This window comes from Pseudomonas sp. NPDC088368, from assembly GCF_044753445.1.
GTDB lineage: Bacteria > Pseudomonadota > Gammaproteobacteria > Pseudomonadales > Pseudomonadaceae > Aquipseudomonas > Aquipseudomonas bambusae.
Genome location: NZ_JBIVNG010000014.1, coordinates 164,565 through 189,572, shown reverse-complemented (window position 1 = coordinate 189,572; position 25,008 = coordinate 164,565). Strand labels below are relative to the sequence as shown.

Genomic DNA, 25,008 nt, shown 5'->3' with positions numbered 1-25,008 from the left:
TATTGGGGGTCAGCGGTTGCAGGTCAGTGGTGTTCTCCGGAAGGAATGGCGTGGCCGTCAGGGATCATGAACCGATGATCAGATCGCGCCGGTCGCCGCTGTCGATCACGTCACCGCTCAGTCGCATGCGCTGGTGACGGTCGTAGACGTAGGGTTCGCGGGCCCTGTCCAGCAGGTTCAGGTCGAGGGTGAGCCTGAGTGTCGCTTCGTCGCGACCGGCTTCCACCAGCAGGTCGCCAAAGGGATCGACCACCGCGCTGCCACCGGCGAACACCAGCCCGTCATCGCCCTGCCCCACGCGATTGACCATCACCGCGAAGGCTTGATTTTCCAGTGCCCGCGCCATTACGCAGGTGCGGTGCGTGGGGCCGTAGGGGTCGAAATTGCCGTTGGTGACGATCAGCAGTTGCGCGCCGAGCTGGCCCAGCGCCCGCGCCGTCTCGGGAAATTCGATGTCGTAGCAGATCAACAACCCCACCCGGATACCCTTCCACATCACCGTGGACAGCCGGTCACCGGCGTCGAACACGTCCCGCTCGCCGGACCACAAATGGGTCTTGCGATAATGCAATGCGATGCCCTGCTCGGGGGTGATCAGCACCGTGGTGTTGTAAAAGCGCCCGTCATGCACTTCAGCGAACCCCACCGCCACCGCAACGCCCCGCGCCGTCGCCGCCTGCTGAACCCGCGTCAGTGTCGGGCCGTCGAGGGGTTCGGCAATCTGCGCCACGTTGTCTTTCGTGGGAAAGCCGGTGAGGTAAGTTTCCGGCAACACCAGCAATTCGGTGTCCGCCGCACACGCCTCGATCAACGCTAACGTGCGTTCAAGGTTGTACGCCACATCCCCGTCACGCCCCGTGACCTGGGCCAGTTCTACATTCATCTTTCACTCCTGCATGCCGGTCGCCGCCGACCACCTGTCGTCAGGTATTATCAGCCCTCGCCGCCCACGGGGTAATCACACGTCATGGGTAATCCCAAGGAGTGACAATGAGCACGTCGCCCACGTTGCAGGAAATCGCCTGGCATCGCACGTTCGGAATCCTGATTGGCGCCATCGACCAGCCGAATTTCTGGCAGACGGTGGTGCGCCGGGTCAGCGACGTGCTGCGGTTCGATAATTGGGTCGCGCTGCTGTTCAAGGACGGGCGCCCCTACCTGCTCGACGAGTCGCCCGCCGAAGATGGCGGGCCGGACCCGCTGTTTCAGGATTATCTGGGGGGCATTTATCTGATCGACCCGTTCTACCGGGTCAACTGCGAACAGGCCCAAAGCGGGCTGTTTCAATTGCGGGATGTCGCGCCGGACTGCTTCGAGCAAACCGAGTATTACCAGCGCTATTTTCACCTGAACGTGGTCGCCGACGAGATTCAGTTCAACTGCCGCATCGATGACCGACAGCTGGTGTGCCTGTCGTTCGGCTCGCGCACGCCGATCACTCAGGACGAAGTCGCGCACCTGGCGCTGTTTCAACCGTGGATGGAGGCGCTGATTCGCCAGCGCCTGCTTCACGGCCAGCACGATCCCCATCCGCCACGGGTGCCGTCACATCAAGGGCTGGAAAACCTCAAGGCGACCCTGACGTCACGGGAATTCGACATCTGCCAACTGATGCTCAGCGGGCACTCCAGCAAGCGCATCGCCGACCTGCGGGACATCTCGGTGGACACCGTAAAAACCCATCGGCGGCACATCTACAGCAAGCTCGGAATCAAGACCCAGTCCGAGCTGTTTTCTTCGTTGTTGCCGTCCTGAGCCCCGGCTCAGGTATGGAATGGCACCCAGAACATCTTCACTTCCACGTTCAACATGCCGGACTTGACGGTAGGGTCCTCCGTACCGATCCGGGTCGCCTCTTCAAGGTCTGCAGCCTTGAAGATAGTCATGCCGCCATCGGCCAACACGCCATTCAGCCCGCCTGCCTTTTCCATGAACGGTCCGCTCAGAACGGTCAAGCCTTTTTCCTGAAGCTGCATCATGTAGCCAACGTGAGTCATGAACTCGGGTTGTTCGTTGTATTTCACGCCCTTGACCCAGTTCGGGCCAGGGGTCTGGAAGGCGACAAAGTAGTGCGGACCGTTTTCGTCAATCATGTTTTTCAACTCCGGGATAAGGGATGGTTATTTATTGGAGCGATCACTCCGATATGCAATACTAGGCCCTCGGAATTCTCCCCGTCAAGGAATATTGGAGCGATGGAACCAAAAATAGCGGAACCGAAGAAACGCAGCCGTGGACGCCCTTCTGCATTCGATCGGGCGACGGCTGTACAGCGGGCGATGAGGCTGTTCTGGGAGTCGGGCTACGAGGGCACGTCCTTCGATGTCCTGATTACAGCGATGGGGATCAGCGCGTCGAGCTTCTACAACGCGTTCGGCAGCAAGGAACAGCTTTACGCCGAGGCTACTGACGCCTATCTGACCGCATCGGGAGAATGGTTCATCGGGATACTGAACGAGAACACCGATGCGCGAGCGGCCTTCACCCGCCTTCTGGAAACCACGGCGTCAGAGTTCACCCGCGACGACCTGCCCGCTGGCTGCATGATTTCCGTGGCGTCGGTGCACGTGCCCCCGGCGCTGCAATCGGTGCGCGACATGATGACTCAGCATCGGACTGCGGCGCGACAAGCCATGGAAAAGCGCATCCAGCGCGGTATCGACGAAGGCGATGTGCCTGCTGACACCAATGTGCAAGCGTTGGCGGGTTATCTGAACGCGCTCTCCCGAGGCCTTGCGGTCCACGCAAGGGACGGCGCGACGCCCGAGCAGTTGCTGGAGATCGTGCAGGTGGCGATGCAAGCGTTTCCGGACAGCCCGAAGATCACTCCGGGCATCTGAGCCAGGGATTGCGCGGAAACGTCTCGATCAGGTAATCCACCATGACCCGGGTTTTCTGCGGAATCCACGATGACGCGGGCATCACGGCATGGATCGGTACGAAACCAGGGTCGAACTCGGTCAGGAGCCGAACCAGACGCCCCGCCCGGAGATCTTCGCCGCAGGCCGACAGCGGCGCACGCAGCACACCGAGCCCGGCGATCGCGGCCTCGCAGAGCGCCTCGAAAACATCCACACGATAAGGGCCGTTCACTGCGATCAAGCAGGGTTCGCCTGTCGACTCCCGGAACGGCCACTCGAACGGCGCAATCTGGCCCAGATCAATCAAACACGGTACCGACACGAGGTCACGCGGATGCAGGATCGCTGGCCGGTCTTTCAGAAAGGCGGGCGAGGCAACGGTCACCGGTTGCAACATCCCTAGCTTGCGCCCATGGTGAGAGCTGTCCTTTAACTCGCCGATGTGAATGGAAAGATCGATCCCGTCGCGCACCAGGTCCATCGTTGAATCGCTAAGGACATGCTCGACCACTATCTCCGGATAGCGCTCGAAAAAAACCGGCAGCAGTGGGGTCAGGTGCTTACGTCCGAACAGGACCGGCGTGGCGATCCGCAAGGTTCCAGAGGGCGTTTGTCCGGCCTGGACGACATCTCCCACAGCCCTCGCGTACTGACTGAGGATCGATTTGGCGTCGGCATAAAACGCCTCCCCTGCCTCGGTCAAAGACAGCCGTCGAGTGGTGCGCGATAGCAGTCGAATCTGGAGATGATTCTCCAGATCGCTCATCTGCTTGCTGACGGTCGACTGACTGACCGACAGCTCGATGGCCGTCTTCGAAAAACTGCCGAGTTCCACCACTCGCGCAAACATTTCCAGCGCTGCAAATCTGTCCACCCGGCTCACGTTCCTCCGTTTCATCCGTTTTGAAAGGCGTCAGCGTGCCCCGCCGATGTCCAGCAACACCTTGCCGCCCCGGCGCGTGTGCTCGATGGCCTGCTTCACTTCTGCCAGCGGATACACCGCCGAGACCGGGACGTGGAGTTTTCCGGTGCGGATCAGCTCGACGGCCTCTTGGAGGATGCCCGGAATCTTCGATCGATAACCGGGCTTGGCCTGATAGAAATTGTGCAGCGTGATGCTTTTGCGCATGAGGGGGCGGAAGTCACCAGGCGCCGACATGTCGCCACTCATCTGCGCGTAATTGACCAACGAAGCACCGGTGGAGAGCGCACTGATCAGGCGAGCGCTCGCGGTGCCGCTGATGCCGTCGAGGGCCAGCCGGACATTGCCGCCGTCGACCAGATCCTGGACGCGCTCAGGAGCGTCGCCCTCGTCCACCAGCACGATATCGCCGCCCGCTGCTTGCACTTCTGCCACCTGCTCGTGGCGACGTACGAAGTTGACCGTGCGCAAACCACGGCCCTTGGCGATGGCGATCACCGCCCTGCCAACGCCGGAATTCGCGCAGTTCTGCACCACCCAGTCGCCCGGCTGGAGATCGACGAATTCACTCAGCAACAACGCGGCGGTTGGGGGATTGATGCGCAACATGGCCAACTGTTGAAGGTCCACCTCCACGGGTAGCGCAAACAGCCCTTCGGCGGGAATGACCATGCGTTCACGCCAGGTGAAACTGTACAGCGGTGGCGTGACGCGGTCGCCCACCTTCACCTGATCGACGCCCGATCCCACCGCAAGGACGATGCCCACGCCTTCGTTACCCACCACGCTGGGCAATGGCGGATGCACCGGAAATTTCCCCCCGAACAGCAGCAGGTCATTGTGGTTGACCGGAGCGTACTCGACCCCGATCAAGACTTCCCCGGCCCCCGGCGCGGCGGGCTCAGGCATGTCGACCCATTCGAGACCCGACAGGGGATCGCCGTAAGCTGTGATCTGGATCGCTTTCATGTGAGATGTCCTGAGAAGAAGGTTGGGGGAATCGCCGAGCGGCATTTATGATAGTGATCACTCGCAATATTAGCTATTGAATGTGATCACTTTCAAAAATACCCACAGGAAGCCTGCGTGAAAGTCTCAAGAGCACAAACCGGTTTGAATCGTGAGGCGTTGGTGACCGCTGCGTCCCGGCTATTTCAAGCGCAAGGCTTTGCCGCCACTGGGGTCGCCCAGATCAGCGAGGAAGCCGGGTTGACTCAAGGTGGCTTCTACCGCCATTTCAAATCCAAGAGCCTGTTGGCCCAGGCAGCCTGTCAGCAATCGCTGGACCGGTGCCACGATGAGTGGGTCGCGATGAAGGGCTCGGGCGCTGACGACTTGAGCACCCTCATCGACGCTTACGTGTCCGCCGAGCATGTCGACAACGTCGCCGACGGCTGCCCGATGTCGGCCTACACCTGTGAAATCAAGAGTCAGGACGCTGGCACCCAACAGATCTTCACCCTCGGGTTCGACGACATGACGGCTCTGCTGGAGGAGACGCTGGTCGGAGATATCGCCCCCGAGGACGCCCGCCGCATTGCGCTGTTCTTCATGAGCAGCATGGTCGGCAGCGTTGCCTTGGCGCGGGCGACCAAGCGCACTGACCCTCAACGCTCAGAACAGATTCTCGCCGCGACACGCGACAGCCTGAAAGCCATGGCCGCCCATCTGCGCACCGCCCCGCCGAGCGATGTCGCGGATTGATTTATTCCCCAGCGCGATAACGCTTATCGGAGCGCGAGCCATTATCAAGCCGGGGCCCCGCCGATAGGCTGGATCGAGCGCAACCGTGCGCATGCATTCAACTATCGCGGGATCGAGTATGACGAAGACATTGAGCGGGAAAGTGGCACTGGTGACGGGCGGCTCACGCGGTCTGGGCGCCGAAACGGCCAAGGCCCTGGCGGAGCAAGGCGCCCACGTCGCCATCAGCTACGCCAACTCGCAAGAAAAGGCGCAGGAGGTGGTCGCCCGGATCAAGGCACAGGGGGTGCAAGGCGAAGCGTTCAGGGCGGATCAGGCCAATGTGACGGCGGCCGAACAATTGATCGATCACGTCATGGCGAGGTTCGGCCGTCTCGACATTCTGATCAATAACGCCTCCATCGATGAAGTCGGGACCGTTGATGACCACGAGCGCAACGCCGCAGCCTTCGACCGTTTCTGGGCGACCAACCTGACCGGTTTCATGGCCACCGTTCGCGCGGCCTCAAAAGTCATCAGCGACGCTGGCCGGATCGTGATGATCGGTTCGAATCTCGGCACGCGGGTCGGGTTCGCAGGGGCGTCGGATCTGTCAGCGCTCAGGGCGGCGATAGACGGCTACGCCCGAGGCGTGGCGCGAGACCTGGCCGAACGAGACATCACGGTGAACGTGGTGCACGCCGGGTTCATGAAGACCGACCTCAACGCCCATATGCGGGATGCCTTGGCACCGTTCATTTCGCGACTGTGCTTCCCCCGTTACGGTGAGTTGCGAGAAGTGGTCGCGCCGATTCTGTTCCTGGCCAGCCCCGCTGCGTCGTACATCACCGGCAGCATCATCGACGCGGACGGCGGCTACAACGCATAAAGCCCCCAGACGGTCGGCAACGAGCAGCATCAATGGCGCGAGCAGCTCACGCCCTCAATGCACTCATCATTTCGCCAACAACCGCTCCAGCACCACCTCCAGCGGGTGGCGCAGCTCCCGGTCCGCCTGACGCTTGACCTGGCTTCGGCACGAATAACCCGTCGCCAGTGCCTCACCCGGCTTGTCCAGTTTGGTCGCCCAGGACTGTTCGAAGATGGTCTTCGACGTGCCTTGGTTGCGCGCTTCGTGGCCGTAGGTGCCGGACATGCCGCAGCAACCGGTGGCTTCGGTGACCAGTTTCAGGCCTATGCGCCCGAAGACTTTTTCCCATTGCGAAGTGCTGGCCGGGACGTTGGTTTTCTCGGTGCAGTGGGCCATCAAGCGGAAGGTGTCCGCTGATGGCTGTGCGGCGGATTCCGGCAACGCGTCCATCAGCCATTCTTGCGGCAGGAGCACGGAGGGGCTGCCTTCGAGGCCTGGCACTTTCTGGTATTCCTGGCGATAAACGAGGGTCATCGCCGGGTCCAGCCCCACCAGCGGCACGCCGCAATCGGCCAGCGCCTTGAGTTGGGTAGCGTTGCGCACGGCGGCCTTGGCGAAGGCGCCGAGGAAACCTTGTACGTGCAACGGCTTGCCGTTGGCGCTGTACGGCGCGAGGAACACGCGGTAGCCCAGTTGATGCACCAGTTGAATGAGCGACGCCAGCAGCGGGGTTTCGAAGTAACGGGTGAACGCATCCTGCACCAGCACGACGCTGCGCTGACGCTGCTCGTCGCTCAGTTCACGCAGGGCCGGCACGCTGGCGACTGCGACATTGCAGCGGGTCAGCGTGCTTTGCAGGTTGTAGCGATGGATCAACGGGCTGTCGAGCATGCCGACGTGGCGTTCGAGCAGGCCGCTCACCCATTTCGAACCCATTACGGCGTTGTACAGCCCCGGTGCGTGGGCCAGGTACGGGATGGTGAATTCCAGCGAGCCGATCAGGTAATCCCGCAGCGGACGCTGATAACGTCCGTGGTACAGCTCCAGGAAACGCGAGCGGAATTCCGGCACGTTGACCTTGATCGGGCACTGTCCGGCGCAGGATTTACAGGCCAGGCACCCAGCCATGGCGTCGTAGACTTCATGGGAGAAATCCGCCTGCCCTCGGGAGCGCTTGAGGTTGTTGCTCAGGCGCGCGGGCAGGCCTTTGATCCAGTTGGCTTTGCCTTTCGCCGCTTCCAGCACGTCAATGTTCGCCGCACCTTGCAAGCGCAGCCATTCACGAATCAGCGACGCCCGACCTTTCGGCGAATGCTGACGCTCGCGGGTGGCTTTCCACGACGGGCACATGGCGTCGTTCGGGTCGAAGTTGTAGCAGGCGCCGTTACCGTTGCAGTGCACGGCAGTGCCGAAGCTCTGCCAGACGCGCTCGTCAATCTGCCGGTCGAGGTCACCGCGCAGGGTGACTTCGTTGACCTTGAGCAGACCTTCCGGGGCATCCGGCGGCGTGCAGATCTTGCCGGGGTTGAGCTGGTTGTGCGGGTCGAACGCGCCCTTGAGCGATTGCAGTGCGGGGTACAGTTCGCCAAAGAATGCCGGCACGTATTCGGAGCGCAGACCCTTGCCGTGTTCGCCCCACAGCAGGCCGCCGTAGCGTTGGGTCAGCGCGGCGACAGCGTCGGAAATCGGCTTGACCAGCGCGGCTTGTGCGGGATCTTTCATGTCCAGCGCCGGGCGCACGTGCAGCACCCCCGCATCGACGTGGCCGAACATCCCGTAGGCCAGGCCGTGGCCGTCCAGCAGCGCGCGGAATTCGGCGATGTAGTCCGCCAGTTTTTCCGGCGGCACGGCGGTGTCTTCCACGAATGGCTGCGGACGAATCTCGCCCTCGACGTTGCCCAGCAAGCCCACCGAACGCTTGCGCATGGTGTAGACCTTGTTCACCGCCGCCGCGCCTTCGGACAGGGTATGGCCGAGGCGTTCGATGGTGGTGTCGGCCTGCAAGTGTTCGATGAATGCCGCGACCCGGCCATTGACCTCGTCCACGTCATCGCCGCTGAATTCCACCAGGTTGATGCCCAGGGTCGGACGGTCCGCATCGGCCGGGAAATACTCGGCGACGCTGTGCCAGACGATGTCTTTCATCGCCAGCATCAGCACCTTGGAGTCCACGGTCTCGATGGACAGCGGCTTATGCGCCAGCAGCGCATTGGCGTCACGCAGGGCGTCCATGAAGCTGCTGTAGCGCACGTTCACCAGTACCGAGTAATTCGGGATCGGCAGCACGTTGAGCTTGGCCTCGACCACATAGCCCAGCGAACCTTCGGCGCCGCACAGCACGCTGTTGAGGTTGAAGCGCCCGGCCTCGTCCCGCAGGTGCGCGAGGTCGTAGCCGGTCAGGCAGCGGTTGAGTTTGGGGAAGATCGACTCGATCAGGTCAGCCTGGGTTTCCTGAATCTGCCGCGCCGTGCGATAGACCTCGCCGATGCGGCCGGACTGGGCGCAGGCGGTTTCCAGTTCGTCATCGGAGATCGGATGGCTGTGCAGGCGTTCGCCGCCGAGCAGCACGCTGTGCAGTTCCAGCACGTGGTCGCGGGTCTTGCCGTAGGTGCAGCTGCCCTGCCCGCTGGCGTCGGTGTTGATCATGCCGCCAACCGTGGCGCGATTTGAAGTCGACAGCTCAGGCGCGAAGAACAGCCCATGTGGCTTGAGCGCGGCGTTGAGCTGGTCCTTGACCACACCGGCCTGCACGCGAACCCAACGTTCTTCAACGTTGATTTCCAGAATGGTGTTCATGTGCCGGGACAAATCGACGACGATGCCGTCGGTCAATGATTGGCCGTTGGTGCCGGTGCCACCGCCACGGGGCGTGAGCTTGATCTGACGAAAGCGCGGTTCGGCCATCAGCGTGGCGATGCGCGCGACATCCTCGGCGTCTTTCGGAAAGACCGCCGCCTGGGGCAATCGCTGATAGATCGAGTTGTCGGTCGCTAGCACCGTGCGGGTGGCGTAGTCGGCGCTGAGTTCACCACGGAAGCCGCTGGCGCGCAGGGCGTCGAGAAATTCGGGGTACTGGCTCGCAGGCAATGCGGGCGAGAGTTGGGCGATCATCGTGGGATGGCCTCTTGTCGGTCTGATCACGGAAAACAGCAAAACACTTGTCGCCCGAGCATTAATCGGTCAGCCTCGGGTCGTTATGGGCGCCAATGATCCCGCAGGCTTCAGCGCGAAACAAACAGATATTCCTGCCGCTATCGATGACTTTTCTGAATGAATTACCGCCATCTCACGCCGTCCATGTCCTTGCTGCTGGCATTCGAAGCCGCTGCCCGGCATGAAAGCTACACCCGCGCGGCGGTCGAGCTGTCGTTGACCCAAAGCGCGGTCAGTCGTCAAGTCCAGGCATTGGAGCAGCAACTGGGCCTGACGCTGTTCCGCCGCGAAGGCCGACAGGTGCAACTGACCGACGTTGGACGCCTGTATCAGCGGGAAATGAGCGACGCCCTCGGTCGCATCCGCAGCGCCACCTTACAGGCCATCGCTTATCAATCCGGCGGCGGCAGTCTGCGTCTGGCCACGCTTCCAACTTTCGGTTCGAAATGGCTGCTGCCGCGCCTGCACGACTTCTACACGAATCACCCCGGCATGCTAGTGCACATCAATTCGCGCATCGACGCCGTGGACTTCGACACCAGTGGCATCGACGCCTCCATCGTCGTCGGCCACACCGGCCTGCCAGGCCTGATCAGCCATCGCCTGCACGCGGAGGAACTGGTGGTGGTCATCGCCCCGCAGGTGGCGAACGCCCAAGCGGCATGGACGCCGGAACAGATCGCCAGCCAGATGCTGCTCAACGTCGCCAACAACCCCAACGTCTGGGGCGACTGGTTCAGCCACCATCACCTGCCCCACCGCATGATGCGCCTGGGGCCGAGTTTCGAACTGACCTCGCATCTGATTCAGGCGGTCAAGGCAGGCATCGGCATCGGCCTGGTGCCCCGGATTCTGGTCACCGACGAAATCGCCAGCGCCGAACTGATCACCCTCGACCTGCCCTTCCCCAGCCAGCGCAGCTATTACCTGACCTACCCGCCGCGCAATGAAATGCTGCCGTCGTTGCAGGCATTTCGGGGGTGGTTGCTGGAGCAGATTTGAGCGTCCGACAGCGCGGCTGAACAGCAGCCGAACAAAGACATTTCCCCGCCGATGCGAGGCCTTAAAGAACCTTCAGGACAAGCCGAGACAGTGTAAACGGTCGTAAAAAAATCAGAACCGTTACCACTCTCTAGTCTTGAGGGCCGAAGGAATGTCTCAACCTACCTATTCAAGCGCTGATGCCTACACCAGCGAGCATTACTTCACACTGCATTTCGATGTGCCTCTGGACGCGGCCAATCCTCCTCTTATTGGTGCATTTGGTGTGCAAGTCAATGGCACCCCCGTTACCGTCAGCGGAGTGACGGTCGACAGCGCGGCCAAAACCGTCCAGGTCAGCGTCTCAGGCTCAGCGTTCACGCCGGGCGACGTCATTGACTTCACCTACACCGACCCGACGGGAGGCAATGACGTGTCTGTCATTCAGGGTACGGATGGCGCCGATGCGGCAAGCTTCACTCATACCACGACCGTGGCCATGAGTAGACCCGGACCTGCCGCTCCGCCGACGCCTGCTCTGGCAAGCAGCAGTGACAGCGGCAACATAGGCGACGGCATTACCAACGTCGCTACGCCAACGCTAACCGGCACAGCAGACGCCAACGCCACGGTCAAACTCTACGACACCAATGGCACGACCCTGCTGGGCACCACGACAGCAAACGGCTCGGGCGCCTGGGCGATCACCAGCAGCACGCTGGGAGACGGCAACCATACGTTGAAGGTGACCCAAACCGATGCAAGCAGCGCAATATCGCCGCTCAGCACCGGCCTGTCGGTGACCATCGACACCTCGGCTGCCGCCCCGACCGGCCTGGCGCTGAATGCGGGCAGCGACAGCGGCACACTGGGGGACGGCATTACCAACTCAGCAACGCCCACCGTGAAGGGGCAGGCCGAAGCCAATGCCACGGTGACGTTGTACGACACTAACGGGACCACCGTACTCGGCTCGGCGGTGGCCAACGGTGGCGGGGCCTGGAGTATAAATAGCAGCGCGCTGACCGAAGGGGCGCATACGCTCACGGCGAAACAGACCGATGTGGCGGGTAACGTCTCGGTCGCTTCTGCCGGGTTCGACTACACCCTCGATACCATTGGGCCGATACACATGGCCCTCAGCACCACTCAGGTGAATCAGACCAGCGCCACCAACGGTTCGACAGTGGCGACGCTCTCGTCCAGCGACCTGACATCGGTGACCTATGGTTTCAGCGTAGGCAACGGGGTCATTGATGCCGACAACGGGAAGTTCACGATTTCCGGGAACAACCTTGTCGCCGCTCAAAACCTGGCGGCAGGCACCTATCACCTCTATCTGAACGGCACGGACGCAGCGAGCAACCAGGCGTACCAGATATTCACCATCAACGTGGTCAACGGGCCTGAGGTCAGCTCCATCGTTCGCGCCGGAGGTGCAAGCGCGACCTTGCCCGGCTCGGCCAACACGCTGGATTACACCGTGACGTTCAGCCAGGCTGTCACTGGCGTGGACACCTCTGACTTCACCTTGACCTCATCGGGCACCGCAACGGGCAGCATCACCGGGATTTCCGGCTCCGGCACCACTTATAACCTCACGGTCGATAGCCTGAGTGGCGACGGCACGCTTCGTCTCGATCTGAAAAGCAGCGGCACCGGCATCCAGGACGGCGGCTCGAACGCGATTCTCAGCGGCTACACCGCAGGTCAGACATTCACGCTGGACCACACCACACCCTCCGCGCCGTCCACGCCCGCCATGACCGCCGGTACAGATACCGGCGCTTCCAGCAGCGACGCCATTACCAGCAACACCACGCCGGTGTTCACCGGCACCGGCGAAGCGAACGCCACCGTCAGGTTGTACGACACGGACGGCACGACACTTCTTGGCACGACGACCGCCAACGGTTCGGGCAACTGGAGCATCACCAGCAGCACGCTCGGCGAAGGCGCTCACACCCTGACCGCCAAACAAACTGACGCTGCCGGTAACGAGTCTGCGGCCAGCAACGCCAAGGCCGTGACCATCGACACCACAGCCCCCGCGAAACCCTCCGCGCCAACCCTGGCCGCCAGCAGTGACAGCGGCACACTCGGTGACGGCATCACCAATAACCTCACGCCGACGATCACCGGACAGGTCGAAGCCAACGCCAAGGTCAAACTGTACGACACTGACGGCACGACGCTGTTGGGCACCACGACGGCCGACGGCACCGGACACTGGAGCATCGTCACCAGCACACTTGTCCAGGGCAGTCACACGCTCACCTTCAAACAGACAGACCTGTCCGGCAACGTGTCCCGTGCCAGCGACGGGCTAACAGTGTCCATCAACACCACCGTTCCTGCCGCACCGTTCACGCCTTCGCTGACCACCGCGAGCGACAGCGGTACCCTGGGCGACGGCATCACCAACGTGGCCCGTCCGGTCATCAGCGGCACGGCCACCGCCAACGCAACCGTCACGCTGTACGACACAGACGGCGTTACCTCGCTGGGCTCCGTGGTGGCTGATGGTCTCGGGAACTGGACGATCACCAGCACGACACTGACCGTGGGCAACCACTCATTGACCGCTCGGGCCTCCGATGTGGCAGGCAACGTCTCGACCGACAGCGCGGCCCTGGCCCTGACCATCGAAACCCCACCAGCGCCTCCTGCGCCGCCGACCACCTCTTCGTCGGTCGATGGCGTGACGGTCACTCAGCAAACCGTCACCTTGTCCGGCGGCGGCAGCGGTACACAGGTGGTCGTGCCGGTTGTCGATTCAAGCCGTATCGAATCTTCGGGCAATGCCGTGACCGCCGACATCCCCTTGGTGGTAAACAGCAACGGCACACTGTTGCTGGCACAGCTCACGACCGGTTTTGGCCTCACCGCGACCGGCGGGGTCAGTCAGCCTGCCGGGACGTCGAACGATCATCTGGTTCAAGCGATTTTGGCAGCGACACCGGGCCATACGGTGGGCGATCAGGATCATCTCACCGGCAATGGCGTGACCTTCCTGAAGACACTGGCCAGCTCGGCGCCGCTGCTGGTGGAAACGGTGACCCCGGTCACCGGCCAGACTTCGCCCACAGGTGCGCTGACCCTGACCGGCACCAGCACCGACAGTCAACACACCGCGTTGGTGATCGATGCATCGCAGGTGAGCAGCGGCAGTTCGCTGGTGTTGAATGGGGTGGACTTTGCCGCCATCGTCGGCGCGGCTAATGTCACGGGCAACACGTCGGGTCAGATCCTCACAGGGGATGCGGCCGCGCAGCACTTCATCGTGTCGTCCGCCACACCCGGCTCGGTCTTCTCGGGTGGCGGCAACGACACCTTGAGTTTCGGCTTTTCCAGCAGTGTCCCGAGCGGGGGCAGCACGTCGATTCTGCACGGCGGCCAAGGCAGTGACACCGTGACGTTCAACGGCGCCCAATCCGACTACGTGGTAGAAAACCATGAGGGCTACACGCTCGTGACGTCCAAAGCGCAGCCGGATGCCCACGCGGTGGTGATCAACGCCGAGACGCTGACGTTCAGCGATGCAAGTCTGGTGGTTCAGACGACCGCGGCACAAACGCAGTTGTCAGGCTTGTACCAATCCGTGCTCGGGCGTCAGGCCGATTACAAAGGGTTCGACTACTGGGCTGTCGAGGCCAAGAACGGTGTGAGCATGGGAGACATCGCGGTGTCGCTGATCAACTCAAGCGAAGGCTTGAAAGGCGGCGCCAATGCGTTCAACGGCACGGCGTCCCATGACCTGGAAGCGCTTTATCAGGGGATCTACGGACGTCAGAGTGATTCAGCCGGCCTCGCTTACTGGGCCGACGCCATGAACCATGGCATGACGCTCGCACAGGTAGCCGACAACTTCGTGCAGGGGGCAGAGATGAATCAGCACGTGGTCCAGGCGGCGAACTGGGACTTCATCGTGTAACACCCTCCGGATGAGCGCATCGGTTCGGCCGCCTCGCTGACCGATGCGTTCATCTTTCCGGATTCAACTCGGCATCACCCACCTCAACCCCCACAACACCGCCATCCCCACGCCCAGCGTCAGCAGGGTATTGCGGGTCTTCCACGCCACCAGCGCGGCGATAATCGCTGCGGGGATCTGTGGGTTGTTGATCACGAAGTCGCCGTGCCCATTGGGGTACACCACTGCTGGCAGCACCAGCGCGGCCAGCACGCTCGCGGGCACATACACCAGCGCGCGGCTCAAGAGTGGAGGCATGCGCCAGCGGCCATAGAGCTCGATGAACGACACGCGCATCGCAAACGTGCCCACGCCGACGGCAATGAATACGGACCACATCACCAGATCGCTCATTGCGCCTCCCCTTCCGTTTCTTGATCGCGAGATGACGCTGGGGCGTTGCTACGGGCGTTTTCCGCCAGCACGCCCGCGACGATCCCGCCGACCGAGGCGATAACAAGACCGAGGTTGTAAGGCAGCTTGACCGCCAGCACGGCAATCAGGCCGCCAACAGTTGCGGCCGCGAGGGTCGGCACGTTGCGCAGACCAGGCACCAGCAGCGCGAGGAAGGACAGCGGTATGGCGAAGGTCAGCGACCAGCTTTCAGGAATGCTCGCGCCGAGTAACACGCCCGCGAGCACCGAGACCTGCCAGGCCAGCCACATGGAGAACGCGGTTCCGGCGTAGTACCAGTGCGCGAACGGCCCGGACAGTTGGCCCGACGCGAATCTCATCGTGCACAGCGCGTAGGACTGATCAGAGAGCATGTACGAGACCGGCCAGGTCCAGCGTCGAGGCAAATGGTTCAGGTGCGGGGCAAGCGACGCGCTGTACATGATGAAACGCAGGTTGATGATCAGCGCCGTGACCACGATGGCGACCGGGAGCACGCCGGTCTGCATCAGTTGCAGCGCGACCAGTTGCGCGGAGCCGGAGTAAAAAATAAGCGTCATGCCCATGGCCGTGCCTGGCGACATGCCCATTCCAATCGCCATAACCCCGGTCACCAGCCCGAAGGGAATGACCCCCGGTGTCAGTGGCAGGAGAGCACGAACCCCCTGCCAGAAGGCCTGCGCCCCGCTTCGGTACTGCATGTGGTTTCCTTGTCATTCGAGGTGTGGCGGATTGATCGTGCGGAGTGTAGGCACAGGCGGGCGGGGATTTGAACCGACATTTTGTGCGACCAAACGGTAATTTTTGTTATGGGAAGGTGGAATGAGTAAGCTGACATCTCGAATGTGTCAGCTCCATCACGCCGCCCGGTTTGACTGCCGCTTCGCGCCAGATCGTAGGCAAGCCAACTCCCACGGCCTTCGGCCAGAATCAAACGCCTCGACCACACCTCAATTCCGCTTCTGCCGAAGGCGTGGGAGTGCCGGGGTGGCGCTCCACCTTGCCTACGATCTGGCGCGTAGCGGCGGCAAAACCAAACGCTTCGGTTGTGTCTGGCACACCGCGTTTACCGGGTTTACGACTGCTGCGGTCGGACGCGACCCCGGACTGATCGTAGGCAAGCCAACTCCCACACCTTCGGCAGAAGCAAAGCAAGGCAGAAGCAGATACCTCGACTTTACCAAGCACACCGCCTCACACCACCTGATCCTTCAGCGGCAATGCCCTCTCCCGCGCACGGGCATCGGGCTGGGCCTTGTGCAAGGTCACCGGCACCGACTTCGACGCCGGGACTTTGCTGCGTTCGGCGTGATGCCACAGCGGGACCAGCGGGTTGCATTCCGGGTAGTAGGCCGCCGCGCAGCCGACCGGGATGTCGTAGGCGATGATCTGCATCGGACCCACTTCCCTTAACACCTCAGGTTCGATGGCGGTGCGCAGCGTGACCCATTCACCCGGCGCGAAGCCCAACCGCACGACATCGTTGCGGTTCATGAACACCACGCTGCGCGTACCGGACACCCCGCGAAAACGGTCTTCATAGCCGTAAATCGTGGTGTTGAATTGATCGTTGCTGCGCAGGGTCATCAGTTGAATCGCATCGCGGGCGCCGTGGCCCGGCGAGACGTCATCGTCTTCATCCAGGCACCGAGGTGCGATGAAGCGGGCCTTGCCGGTCTCGGTTTTCCACTGACGCTGGGCCGCCGGCAACGGGCGATGAAAGCCGCCCGGTTCCCACATACGCGACTCGATGTCATGAAAAATCTCGGGATAAACCTCGGCAATGGCCGCCCGAATTTTCGCGTAATCCTGACGCCACGCTTCCCACGGGATGCGCGCCTCGCCGTTCAACGTGGCTAGCGCCAAGCCCGCGATGATCGCCACTTCCGAGCGCAACTGTTCGCCGCCCGGCTCGCTCCGCCCTTGCCACGCCCGGATGCAGCCGGTGCTGTCTTCGGTGGTGTAAACCTGATCGACGCCGTCCTGCATATCCCTCTCAATCCGTCCGAGGCACGGCAGCAGCCACGCCCGTTTGCCTGGCAACAGGTGCGTGCGGTTGAGTTTGGTCGCCACTTGCACGTTCATTTCCAGCCGCGACCAGGCAGGCTCCATGCGGTCCGTGTCCGGAATCGCACGCAGAAAATTGCCGCCCAGGCCGATGAACGCTTTGACGCTGCCGTCGAGAATGCCCACGCACGTATCGACCGTGGCCAGGCCCTTGCGCTCCGGCACCTTGAAGCCGAACAGCGCCTCGATCTTGTCCTTCGGCACTTTGGCCGGGTCTTCGGTGATGCCCACGGTGCGCTGGCCCTGCACGTTGGAATGCCCGCGCACCGGGCAGATCCCCGCCCCCGTTTTACCGATATTGCCGCGCATCAACAGCAGGTTGACCAGCATCTGCACGTTCTCGACGCCATGACGATGCTGGGTCATGCCCATGCCGTAGATGATCATCACCCGCTCGCTGCGGGCGTACACCGTGGCCGCGGCTTCCAGCGCGCTACGGTTCAGGCCCGAGCGGTTTTCCAGCTCCGGCCAGGTGTGCCGATCCACGTCAGCGACGAAGGTGTCGAAACCGTCGGTGTGCTCGGCGATGAAATCATGATCGAGCACCGAACCACCTGACACCCGGTCCATGTTCAGCAGCGCCTTGGCGATGCCCATCACCGCGGCCGTGTCGCCGCCAATCGCTACCTGATGGTATTGAGTGCTGATCACCGTGGAGGCCGGCCCGAGCATTTCCCGGGGAGATTGAGGATTGACGAAGCGCTCCAAGCCGCGTTCACGCAGGGGGTTAAAGGTGATGATCGGCACGTTGCGCTTGCGGGCTTCCTGCAACGGGTGAAGCATGCGCGGGCTGTTGCTGCCGACGTTCTGGCCGAAGAAAAAAATGCAGTCTGTGTATTCGAAATCTGCCAGCGTGACCGTGCCTACTGGCACGCCGATGCTCTCCTGCAAACCCACCGACGTGCTTTCGTGGCACATGTTCGAGCTGTCCGGCAGGTTGTTGTTGCCGTAGGCGCGGGCCAGCAGTTGGTACATGAACGACGCTTCCAGCGACGCCCGGCCCGAGGCGTAAAACACCGCTTCTTCCGGCTGCAACTGGCGCAACTGCGCGCCGATTTCTGCGTACGCCTCTTCCCAACTGGTTTTCTGGTAGCGGTCGGTCGCAGTGTCATAACGCAGGGGGTGCGTCAGGCGACCATGTTGCTCCAGGTCGTGGTCAGCCCAGGTGCGCAAATCCGTCAACGAATGCTGCTCGAAGAAATCCGGCCCGGTGCGCAGCGATGTCAATTCCCAGGCCGTGGCCTTCGCGCCGTTCTCGCAAAACTCCAGCGCATGAGGGTTGCCCGGTTTGGCCCAGGCGCAACTGACACAGGCGAAACCCTTGGGTTTGTTCTGCCGCATCAACGCGGCGGGCGCCTTGGCGTACGCCTGCTCGCGCCACAGGATGTTCATGACCGAATGCGCCGACCCCCAGCCTCCCGAAGCGGAGGTGTAGGGCCGGTAATGGGCGGTCGAGTGGGCGGCGGGATGAAGAAGCTGCATGGGGAACCCCTGTTCCAAGGCGTGACAGAATCAGCTCTAAGGCGTTACTGGATCAGCGCGGTTCGTGAACCGGGCAACCGTTGTGCGCTGCTCGGAAACCCGACGACATCTCATACGACGGTTTGCGCACCCGCATCACGCCACCAATCGGACGATGGGCCTGCAAGCCGTGCCACGGACTGAACGCCATGCCGTCGTCGATCTCGCGCACGTGTTCCTGACTCCACGAAGGCTGCGGATCGACCTCGACGCGGGCCACGGTGACGTAGGGGCTGACGTCTTCCGGCCAGACCACCGATGCGTCCTCGACGGGCATTTTTTTCAGGTCGCTGGCGAGCTGAACGCGTACCTCCCACACCCCGCCATGCTGGGTAAAGTAGTCGATCACGGCCTGACGCAAGCCATCGGGGTTGCCGCCGAAATCGACGTGTCTGTTAGTCAGCTCGGTCAAGGTGTCCGACACCGGCGCGACAGAAATCTTGGCGTAATACGGGCCGTACAACAGTGGCACCACGGTGTAGAAAGTTTCGCCGAGGATGTGAGTTTGCGGGTGGCCGCCGAGGCTTTTCAGGGTCCCGCTTTCGCCGCCCATGGCTTCAATGGTGGACTCGACGCCACGCAACAACGCCGAGAACGCTTTCTTCATGCCCGGCGCCTTGTCCGTCGTTTTCGCCAACAGTTTCAACGTACGCAAAAACGCCTTGGGGTTGGCAGCGGTGAACGCCTTGGCGTTTTGCATCACGAAGTCTTGAGTCACGTCACCTTCCGAACCCAGCAGGCGCGGGCCTTCAACGCCAATGACCTTCAGCGCCAGACCGCGTGGGGTCGAGACCTTGTCGTCGAGGATGTCGCCGGGGTTGGTCGAGAACCGCATCACGGCCGGGAACGTGCCCGGCTTGGCGAACGCGCCCTGGGCAAGCTGAGGCGGCAAACCTTCCGGCACGATCAGGCGGCCTTTCAGCAGCCCGTGGGATTTCGCGTGGACGCTGCGGTTGGCATGACCTTCATCCTTGAAGGTGGTTTCCATGATCGAGTGCAGCGTTTCGGCCAACTCTTTGCTGGTCTCGGCCTCGTCGTCGGGGATCTCTTCGAAAGACTGCTCGAACGGCAGCGGCACCACCGGCAAACGGGTCACAGGCAATTCGGTCATCAGCGTTATCTCCGCTTCATCATCGGTTCAATCACGGTAGGGATTCGGTGCCTCGTCGCGCACTGTGGCCGCGCGCTGATTCAGCGAACTCACAGCAGATGACTGCTGACCATTTGCCATTGTTCAGCGCGTGCGCGGATATTGACGACCGGTGGTAGGGGCGATTCGAAATACACGTCCGGCCTTCAATCCCGTTGAACTTTGTCGGCGTGCGCTCCCTCCACTGGCAAACCCAGTGCGAGCGATTGCGATGCCATCCCACAGCAGCCTTCCACACAGTCGCCAAGGCCGCGGACAACGCCGCGGACAACATTCCGACGCCGTGACGTTCGTGCTCATGCATTTCCTTGGCGGCTCGCATCGGACATGGTTTCCGACCCTGCCGTATCTGGACGACGAGCATGAATGCGTGGCGCTGGACACCCCCGGTTTTGGCGACGCCGCCGACGTGGAGGGTTACAGCGTCGAGGCGATGGTCGAGCACGTGGACCGTTTCATTCGCGGCCTCGGCTTGCAAAACGTCGTACTGGTCGGCCACTCGATGACCGGCAAAGTGGCCGTGGTACTGGCGTCGCGCTCACCCGAGTATTTGAAAGGGCTGGTGTTGGTGGCGCCCTCCCCACCTGGCCCGCAACCCATGAGCGAGGCGGACCGTGATCAGCAGCGCGCGTATGGCAAGACGCGTCCGGAAGCCGAGGCCTTCGTCGATGAATCCAGCGCGTTTCGCCTGCCGGACGATGTTCGCGAAGTGGCCATCGCCGACGCACAGCGGGTCAACTTGAACGCCTGGCGTGCGTGGGTCGATCACGGCAGTCGCGAGGACTGGAGCGAGCGCCTCGGGACGCTCGATTACCCCGTGTTGCTGGTGTGTGGCGAGGCTGACGAGCAAGTGCCTGGCCCGGACGAACAGCGTCGCACCACGCTGGCGGCCTTCCCTCACAGCCAGCTTGAAATCATTCCAGACGCCGGGCACCTGATGCCGCTGCAAACGCCAAGGGCGCTGGCCAGATTGATGCTCGACTTCGCCCGCCAACAGTGCGGCTGATTCAACACCGGCGTGTTCGTCGCGGACGCGCCGGTCCTGTTTTTTCGTCATGACAACCATCGAGGTGGATATGGATTTGGGAATCAAAGGCCGCGTGGCACTGATCACGGGCGCCAGTGGCGGCATCGGCTTGGCGACCGCCACATTGCTCAGCGAAGAAGGCGTGCGGCTGGTGCTGAGCGATATCGACCAGGACAAGCTGGAAAAGGCCTGCGCAGGCCTTGGGACAGAATGCGTATTCGTCGCCGCCGATTTGACCCGTCAGGATGAGGTCGAAAAGGTGATCAAGGCCGGTGAAGCGAAGTTCGGCCAAGTGGACATTGTCGTGCACACGGCCGGGGTGACTGGGGCCAAGGGCGATCCGTTGGAGCTGTCTGACGACGATTACCTAGAGGCCTGGAACACCGATTTCTTCTCGGCGGTCCGGGTGGCGCGGGCGACGATTCCGGCGATGCGTTCGCGCAAGTGGGGGCGCTTCGTCTGCATCACGTCGGAGAACTCCGTACAGCCCTATTGGGAAGAGGCGGTCTACAACACGGCCAAGGCAGCCTTGGGTGCGTTCATCAAGAACCTGTCCTATAAAGAAGCGGCCGACGGCGTGCTGTGCAATACCGTGGCGCCTGCCTTCATCGAAACGGGCATGACCGACGGCATGATGAAAAAACGTGCCGAGGAAATGGGCGTGTCGTTCGATGAAGCGATCAAGAGCTTCCTCGACGAAGAACGTCCCGGCATCGTGCAGAAACGCCGGGGCAAGCCTGAGGAAGTCGCGTCGGCCATCGCCCTGCTGGTGTCGGATCGCGCGTCGTTCATCAACGGCAGTAACGTGCGCGTCGACGGCGGGTCGGTGCAGGCGATTCAGAATTGAGCGAGGGTCTTTAGCGGCATGGCCACACGTCCAGTGTCGATCTCAATATTTGTAGGAGCAGCAGGAGGTTACGACGGCCGCGAAAGCGGTGTGTCAGGCAGGCCGCTTTCGCCACTGTCGTAACCTCCAGAAGCTCCCACACGTTCAGCGTCGATCCCGATACCTGTGGGAGCAGCAGGAAGTTACGACGGCCGCGAATGCGGTGTGTCAGTGACTTGAAGGCTGCCTGAAACACCGCCTTCGCGGCCTTCGCACTGCTCCGGCTGCTCCCACGGAAATGAATGGCGTGGCGGCCTGCCGAGAACGACTCTGCTTCCGTTCAGTTCTGCAGCGCGTACCGTCGGCAATGTTCCAGATAGCCCTGCTCATGGCTGCCCACCAGTTGCACGACGCTGGACCACAGCCACGACGGCGCATCCAGTGTTTGTGTGCGGTTGGCTTGCAGTTCGCGAATCCACGCGGCACGGGTCGCCAGGTCCATCTGCCGCGCGTGGGCAACGCCCACCACTTTTGCCAGATACCCCGCCGCACGCATGGCTTCCGGCTGGCTGAGTTGATCCAGCTCCAGCTTCATGTCCTGGGGCAGCAGCTCGCGAATGAAAAACCCGTGGTCCAGCATACGCGTCGCGACCATGCGATTGCCCAGACCGGGTGACAAGCTTCGTGCGCCTTCGACCACGCGCTTGCCGTTATCCCGAGGCATGCCCGCCCTGACCGTACGCGGCGCGGCGGCGGCCACGGCTTCCTTGATGTCGAGCAGGCAAAAATCCTGATCGTCGTCATCGCCCACACCAATCAGCACGGCATAGCGCAACAGGCCTAACGAGCTACAGCCCTTGACCCAATAGGCCGAATCCAGCAGCTCGACGCGGTCATCCCTCGACCGGCCTTTCAGCGAGGTCACCAGCGCGTGAATCTCGTCCGTCGCGCACAGGGTTTTCAACGCACTCCGCTCATCCTTGGACAACGGCCAGAAGTGCTTGCCCAGTGGAATGGTCGGCTTCATGTCTTCGATGCGTTCCTGGGCGAGGTGCTTCCAGGTGCGCTGCACGGCGCTGCGCATCCCGGCCTTCACCTGCGCCGGTCGTTGCGGTTCTTCCTCGTCGTTGGCTTCGAAGGCCTGTTCGTAGCCGAGCATCATTTCTTCAAGCATCCGTGCTGTGGCGACTCCCGGCAGATCAGAACCGCGGGCTGCCGTGGCCAATGACAGCGCCAGGCGTACCAGATCGTGGGCCGGGTTGCCGATGACGGTCTGGTCCAGGTCGCGGATGTGAATGTCGATCTTGCCCTTGAGGTCGCCAGTCGGCCCCAGATTGCCCGCGTGACAGTCGCCGCAAATCCATACCGGCGGCCCACTGGGCAGGCGTCTGCCGGGCTGGGAATGCAGCCACTCGTAAAACTGCACCGTGCTGCCGCGCACATACGCGTGGGCGGAACGGGCCATTTTCAAGTTGCGGAGTTGAGTGAGAGGTTCCAGCCGTGCCGTGGGACGAGGGGTTTTCATGAAGTCGTCTTGGAGAGGAGAAGTCCTATGGACCTGCGGGCATGGCTGAATGTTTCCGGATGTTGCAGAAAGATGAACACCCTTCGGCAGCAGCCGAGCAGATTCGCTGAATTATCTCCGCGATGGGGACTCTCTTTTTCAGGCAGCACTTTCAATGCGTCCTTTTAAAAAGCTTTTTGTGAGAGAACCGAGATGGCCAACAGCACCCACTTCCGCATCGATTACCTGATCCATGGCAGTTATAAAACGTTCTATATCCACTCCCCGGCCATGGACGCAAGTGAGGCCTGGCACTGGGCGACGGTCGATGCCGGTATTGGCCAGATTCCCAAGTACCGCTCCGACAAAGTGCCGCGTCTGACCCAGCGCCAAGCCGAGCAACTGGGCCTGACTCACGTGGAATGGACCGCTGCCTGACCCTGCATCCGGACGGATGAATTTTCGCGTCCGTCTTCTTTTTTCCTGGCGTCTTGTCCCGTCAAAACTGCTAACGTGGCCGCCACTGCGGACCCATTGATCAACGACAAGACGTAAGGAACGCCATGTTCAAGTTCATCTTTCTTGCTGTACTGATTGGCATCGGTGGCACGGCCCTGCTCGACCTCTGGGCCTTGTTTCTGAAAAAGGCGTTTGGGTTGCCAACGCCGCCATGGCATTTGGTGGGCCGCTGGTTCGCGGGCATGCGCGAGGGTCATTTCGTGCACCACCGAGGCATTGGCAACTCCCCTGAAGTCCACAACGAGCTGAAAATCGGCTGGACCATGCACTACGTGGTCGGCATCGTCTTCGCGGCGGTGTTGCTGATGATCTGGGGCGTGCAGTGGGCGCACTCGCCGACCTTCTTTCCGGCACTGATTGTTGGCCTGGTCACCGTCGGTGCGGGCTGGTACATCCTGCAACCGGGCATGGGCGTCGGCGTCGCGTGCAATAAGGCGCCAAACCCGAACATGGCGCGCATGCAGAACGTCGTGGGCCATGTGGTGTTTGCGATTGGCATGTATTGGACGGCGTTGATCGTGGGATGAAGGCTTCCTGCCAACCCCAGTCACTGAAGGCGTGGCACGACACGCCTCTGGTTTACAACTCCGCCACGATCCGGCCGATGTCGGCCATGACGGCGTTGACCTGTTCGGCGGTCGCCCGTGACTCGCTGTAGTACACCGTTACAATCAGCGGAGCGCGGTGTGTGGGCCAGAGGATCGCCACGTCGTTGCTGGCATTGTTCGCGCCGGAGCCGGTCTTGTCGCCGACCCGCCATTTCTTCGGCAACCCCGCTCGCAGCTTTTTGTCGCCCGTGGTGTTGCTGACCAGCCAAGCGATCAGTTGATCCCGCGAGGCGCCGGTCAGCACGTCGCCAAAAATCAATGTGCGCAGGGTCTGCAACATGGCAATCGGGGTGGTGGTGTCTTGCGGATCACCCGCGCGGTTTTCGTTCAGTTCGGGTTCGCGGCGGTCAAGTCGGGTCACCTCATCGCCGGTCCAGCGCAGCCATTGAGTCAGGCCTTGGGGCCCGCCGAAGCTGTCGAGCAGGAGGTTGGCGGCGGTGTTGTCGCTCAGGGTCACGGCGGCTTCGCAGATCGAACCCACGCTCAGACCACCCTCCCCCGTGTGTTTTTCGGTGGTGGGCGAATACGGCACCAGTTGGTCCTTGCCATAGACGATCAGCCGCGACAGTTCCTCTTCCTTGCGATCGACGCGGGCCAGTACATGGGCGGCTGCCAGTGCCTTGAACGTGCTGCACATCGCGAAGCGTTCATCGCCGCGATGGCTGACAAGGCGCTGGCTGCCGATGTCGAGGATGGCCACGCCCAGACGTCCGCCGTGGCGGTGTTCGAGGTCAGCAAGTTTTTGCTGGAGGGAAGCGTCGGATGAGCCGTCGGCATCGCTGGCCAGAGCCTTCAGGCTCCACAGCGAAGGCACCGCGAGCAGCGAGGCGCTGAGGAGGGTTCTGCGAGTGATCAAAATGCACGTCCTTGTTGTGGCAGATGAACGACATGATCACCGAAACGGCCGCCGTCTGCCACGACGACCATCACACTTCGGCGACCCTTAAGG

The 25,008-nt window shown here is 62.0% G+C and carries 21 protein-coding genes; 10 read left to right on the top strand and 11 right to left on the bottom strand.

Features of this window, described 5'->3' with window-relative positions:
• Positions 1 to 64 precede the first annotated feature (64 nt).
• On the bottom strand, positions 65 to 883 hold the full coding sequence (locus ACIQAL_RS27525) for a carbon-nitrogen hydrolase family protein (RefSeq protein ID WP_401150976.1): 819 nt from the start codon (positions 881 to 883) through the stop codon (positions 65 to 67).
• Positions 884 to 990: 107 nt separating this feature from the next.
• Here ACIQAL_RS27525 and ACIQAL_RS27520 point away from each other — a divergent pair, with 107 nt between their 5' ends.
• A complete protein-coding gene (locus ACIQAL_RS27520) occupies positions 991 to 1,755 on the top strand; it encodes a response regulator transcription factor (RefSeq protein ID WP_401150973.1) in 765 nt (254 codons plus the stop codon).
• Positions 1,756 to 1,763: 8 nt separating this feature from the next.
• Here the strand turns inward: ACIQAL_RS27520 and ACIQAL_RS27515 are convergent, their stop codons facing one another.
• On the bottom strand, positions 1,764 to 2,093 hold the full coding sequence (locus ACIQAL_RS27515) for a YciI family protein (RefSeq protein ID WP_401150970.1): 330 nt from the start codon (positions 2,091 to 2,093) through the stop codon (positions 1,764 to 1,766).
• A 102-nt stretch (positions 2,094 to 2,195) separates the two neighbouring features.
• Here ACIQAL_RS27515 and ACIQAL_RS27510 point away from each other — a divergent pair, with 102 nt between their 5' ends.
• A complete protein-coding gene (locus tag ACIQAL_RS27510; protein ID WP_401150968.1) occupies positions 2,196 to 2,840 on the top strand; it encodes a TetR/AcrR family transcriptional regulator in 645 nt (214 codons plus the stop codon).
• On the opposite strand, the gene ACIQAL_RS27505 is transcribed toward ACIQAL_RS27510, so the two are convergent.
• Both ACIQAL_RS27505 and ACIQAL_RS27500 read right to left on the bottom strand, forming a co-directional pair.
• Positions 2,824 to 3,744, bottom strand: coding sequence for a LysR family transcriptional regulator (locus tag ACIQAL_RS27505; RefSeq protein ID WP_401150966.1), 921 nt, complete (start codon positions 3,742 to 3,744; stop codon positions 2,824 to 2,826). The two genes, ACIQAL_RS27510 and ACIQAL_RS27505, sit on opposite strands and share 17 nt — an antisense overlap.
• A 30-nt stretch (positions 3,745 to 3,774) precedes the next feature.
• Positions 3,775 to 4,752 (bottom strand): zinc-dependent alcohol dehydrogenase family protein, encoded by a 978-nt coding sequence (locus tag ACIQAL_RS27500; RefSeq protein WP_401150964.1) that lies wholly within the window; start codon positions 4,750 to 4,752, stop codon positions 3,775 to 3,777.
• Positions 4,753 to 4,869: 117 nt separating this feature from the next.
• Between ACIQAL_RS27500 and ACIQAL_RS27495 the strand changes: the two genes are divergently transcribed.
• Together ACIQAL_RS27495 and ACIQAL_RS27490 are read left to right on the top strand one after the other, a co-directional pair.
• Positions 4,870 to 5,487 carry a TetR/AcrR family transcriptional regulator gene (locus ACIQAL_RS27495; protein ID WP_401150962.1) on the top strand — a complete coding sequence of 206 codons (618 nt, stop codon included), beginning with the start codon at positions 4,870 to 4,872 and terminating at the stop codon, positions 5,485 to 5,487.
• Positions 5,488 to 5,605: 118 nt separating this feature from the next.
• Entirely contained in the window at positions 5,606 to 6,355 is a 750-nt protein-coding gene (locus tag ACIQAL_RS27490) for an SDR family NAD(P)-dependent oxidoreductase (protein ID WP_401150960.1), read from the top strand.
• Between the two features lie 66 nt (positions 6,356 to 6,421).
• Here the strand turns inward: ACIQAL_RS27490 and ACIQAL_RS27485 are convergent, their stop codons facing one another.
• The gene (locus tag ACIQAL_RS27485; protein WP_401150957.1) at positions 6,422 to 9,448 is read right to left on the bottom strand and encodes an FAD-binding and (Fe-S)-binding domain-containing protein; all 3,027 of its coding nucleotides are present in this window, start codon (positions 9,446 to 9,448) and stop codon (positions 6,422 to 6,424) included.
• 159 nt (positions 9,449 to 9,607) lie between these two features.
• Here ACIQAL_RS27485 and ACIQAL_RS27480 point away from each other — a divergent pair, with 159 nt between their 5' ends.
• Both ACIQAL_RS27480 and ACIQAL_RS27475 read left to right on the top strand, forming a co-directional pair.
• Positions 9,608 to 10,492, top strand: coding sequence for a LysR substrate-binding domain-containing protein (locus ACIQAL_RS27480; protein ID WP_401150954.1), 885 nt, complete (start codon positions 9,608 to 9,610; stop codon positions 10,490 to 10,492).
• Between the two features lie 151 nt (positions 10,493 to 10,643).
• Positions 10,644 to 14,405, top strand: coding sequence for an Ig-like domain-containing protein (locus tag ACIQAL_RS27475; protein WP_401150952.1), 3,762 nt, complete (start codon positions 10,644 to 10,646; stop codon positions 14,403 to 14,405).
• Between the two features lie 63 nt (positions 14,406 to 14,468).
• On the opposite strand, the gene ACIQAL_RS27470 is transcribed toward ACIQAL_RS27475, so the two are convergent.
• The 4 genes from ACIQAL_RS27470 to ACIQAL_RS27455 all read right to left on the bottom strand — a co-directional run bounded on the left by ACIQAL_RS27470 (position 14,469) and on the right by ACIQAL_RS27455 (position 19,536).
• Positions 14,469 to 14,798 carry an AzlD domain-containing protein gene (locus ACIQAL_RS27470; protein ID WP_166597365.1) on the bottom strand — a complete coding sequence of 110 codons (330 nt, stop codon included), beginning with the start codon at positions 14,796 to 14,798 and terminating at the stop codon, positions 14,469 to 14,471.
• A complete protein-coding gene (locus ACIQAL_RS27465) occupies positions 14,795 to 15,538 on the bottom strand; it encodes an AzlC family ABC transporter permease (RefSeq protein WP_401150948.1) in 744 nt (247 codons plus the stop codon). Before ACIQAL_RS27465 ends, ACIQAL_RS27470 begins: the two co-directional genes overlap by 4 nt.
• Positions 15,539 to 16,031: 493 nt before the next feature.
• Positions 16,032 to 18,386, bottom strand: coding sequence for an FdhF/YdeP family oxidoreductase (locus ACIQAL_RS27460; protein ID WP_401150946.1), 2,355 nt, complete (start codon positions 18,384 to 18,386; stop codon positions 16,032 to 16,034).
• Between the two features lie 52 nt (positions 18,387 to 18,438).
• Positions 18,439 to 19,536 (bottom strand): catalase family protein, encoded by a 1,098-nt coding sequence (locus tag ACIQAL_RS27455; RefSeq protein ID WP_401150944.1) that lies wholly within the window; start codon positions 19,534 to 19,536, stop codon positions 18,439 to 18,441.
• 322 nt (positions 19,537 to 19,858) lie between these two features.
• On the opposite strand from ACIQAL_RS27455, the gene ACIQAL_RS27450 reads away from it, so the two are divergent.
• Together ACIQAL_RS27450 and ACIQAL_RS27445 are read left to right on the top strand one after the other, a co-directional pair.
• Positions 19,859 to 20,581 (top strand): alpha/beta fold hydrolase, encoded by a 723-nt coding sequence (locus ACIQAL_RS27450; protein WP_401150941.1) that lies wholly within the window; start codon positions 19,859 to 19,861, stop codon positions 20,579 to 20,581.
• A 70-nt stretch (positions 20,582 to 20,651) separates the two neighbouring features.
• On the top strand, positions 20,652 to 21,449 hold the full coding sequence (locus ACIQAL_RS27445) for an SDR family oxidoreductase (protein ID WP_401150938.1): 798 nt from the start codon (positions 20,652 to 20,654) through the stop codon (positions 21,447 to 21,449).
• A gap of 319 nt (positions 21,450 to 21,768) precedes the next feature.
• Here the strand turns inward: ACIQAL_RS27445 and ACIQAL_RS27440 are convergent, their stop codons facing one another.
• Complete coding sequence (locus tag ACIQAL_RS27440) at positions 21,769 to 22,953, bottom strand: DUF2252 domain-containing protein (RefSeq protein WP_401150935.1); 1,185 nt, start codon at positions 22,951 to 22,953, stop codon at positions 21,769 to 21,771.
• 192 nt (positions 22,954 to 23,145) lie between these two features.
• Between ACIQAL_RS27440 and ACIQAL_RS27435 the strand changes: the two genes are divergently transcribed.
• Together ACIQAL_RS27435 and ACIQAL_RS27430 are read left to right on the top strand one after the other, a co-directional pair.
• Positions 23,146 to 23,370, top strand: a complete 225-nt coding sequence (locus ACIQAL_RS27435; RefSeq protein ID WP_166597358.1) for a DUF6555 family protein — start codon at positions 23,146 to 23,148, stop codon at positions 23,368 to 23,370.
• 125 nt (positions 23,371 to 23,495) lie between these two features.
• Positions 23,496 to 23,978, top strand: coding sequence for a DUF2938 domain-containing protein (locus tag ACIQAL_RS27430; RefSeq protein ID WP_166597357.1), 483 nt, complete (start codon positions 23,496 to 23,498; stop codon positions 23,976 to 23,978).
• Positions 23,979 to 24,030: 52 nt separating this feature from the next.
• On the opposite strand, the gene bla is transcribed toward ACIQAL_RS27430, so the two are convergent.
• Positions 24,031 to 24,915: a class A beta-lactamase gene (gene bla, locus ACIQAL_RS27425; protein WP_401150932.1), complete on the bottom strand. Its 885-nt coding sequence runs from the start codon at positions 24,913 to 24,915 to the stop codon at positions 24,031 to 24,033.
• Positions 24,916 to 25,008 lie beyond the last annotated feature (93 nt).

Bases quoted from the DNA above. Each gene is read 5' to 3' on its own strand.
- ACIQAL_RS27525 (WP_401150976.1), bottom strand. From the start codon at position 883: ATGAATGTAGAACTGGCCCAGGTCACGGGGCGTGACGGGGATGTGGCG.
- ACIQAL_RS27520 (WP_401150973.1), top strand. From the start codon at position 991: ATGAGCACGTCGCCCACGTTGCAGGAAATCGCCTGGCATCGCACGTTC.
- ACIQAL_RS27515 (WP_401150970.1), bottom strand. From the start codon at position 2,093: ATGATTGACGAAAACGGTCCGCACTACTTTGTCGCCTTCCAGACCCCT.
- ACIQAL_RS27510 (WP_401150968.1), top strand. From the start codon at position 2,196: ATGGAACCAAAAATAGCGGAACCGAAGAAACGCAGCCGTGGACGCCCT.
- ACIQAL_RS27500 (WP_401150964.1), bottom strand. From the start codon at position 4,752: ATGAAAGCGATCCAGATCACAGCTTACGGCGATCCCCTGTCGGGTCTC.
- ACIQAL_RS27490 (WP_401150960.1), top strand. From the start codon at position 5,606: ATGACGAAGACATTGAGCGGGAAAGTGGCACTGGTGACGGGCGGCTCA.
- ACIQAL_RS27485 (WP_401150957.1), bottom strand. From the start codon at position 9,448: ATGATCGCCCAACTCTCGCCCGCATTGCCTGCGAGCCAGTACCCCGAA.
- ACIQAL_RS27480 (WP_401150954.1), top strand. From the start codon at position 9,608: ATGAATTACCGCCATCTCACGCCGTCCATGTCCTTGCTGCTGGCATTC.
- ACIQAL_RS27475 (WP_401150952.1), top strand. From the start codon at position 10,644: ATGTCTCAACCTACCTATTCAAGCGCTGATGCCTACACCAGCGAGCAT.
- ACIQAL_RS27470 (WP_166597365.1), bottom strand. From the start codon at position 14,798: ATGAGCGATCTGGTGATGTGGTCCGTATTCATTGCCGTCGGCGTGGGC.
- ACIQAL_RS27465 (WP_401150948.1), bottom strand. From the start codon at position 15,538: ATGCAGTACCGAAGCGGGGCGCAGGCCTTCTGGCAGGGGGTTCGTGCT.
- ACIQAL_RS27460 (WP_401150946.1), bottom strand. From the start codon at position 18,386: ATGCAGCTTCTTCATCCCGCCGCCCACTCGACCGCCCATTACCGGCCC.
- ACIQAL_RS27455 (WP_401150944.1), bottom strand. From the start codon at position 19,536: ATGACCGAATTGCCTGTGACCCGTTTGCCGGTGGTGCCGCTGCCGTTC.
- ACIQAL_RS27445 (WP_401150938.1), top strand. From the start codon at position 20,652: ATGGATTTGGGAATCAAAGGCCGCGTGGCACTGATCACGGGCGCCAGT.
- ACIQAL_RS27440 (WP_401150935.1), bottom strand. From the start codon at position 22,953: ATGAAAACCCCTCGTCCCACGGCACGGCTGGAACCTCTCACTCAACTC.
- ACIQAL_RS27435 (WP_166597358.1), top strand. From the start codon at position 23,146: ATGGCCAACAGCACCCACTTCCGCATCGATTACCTGATCCATGGCAGT.
- ACIQAL_RS27430 (WP_166597357.1), top strand. From the start codon at position 23,496: ATGTTCAAGTTCATCTTTCTTGCTGTACTGATTGGCATCGGTGGCACG.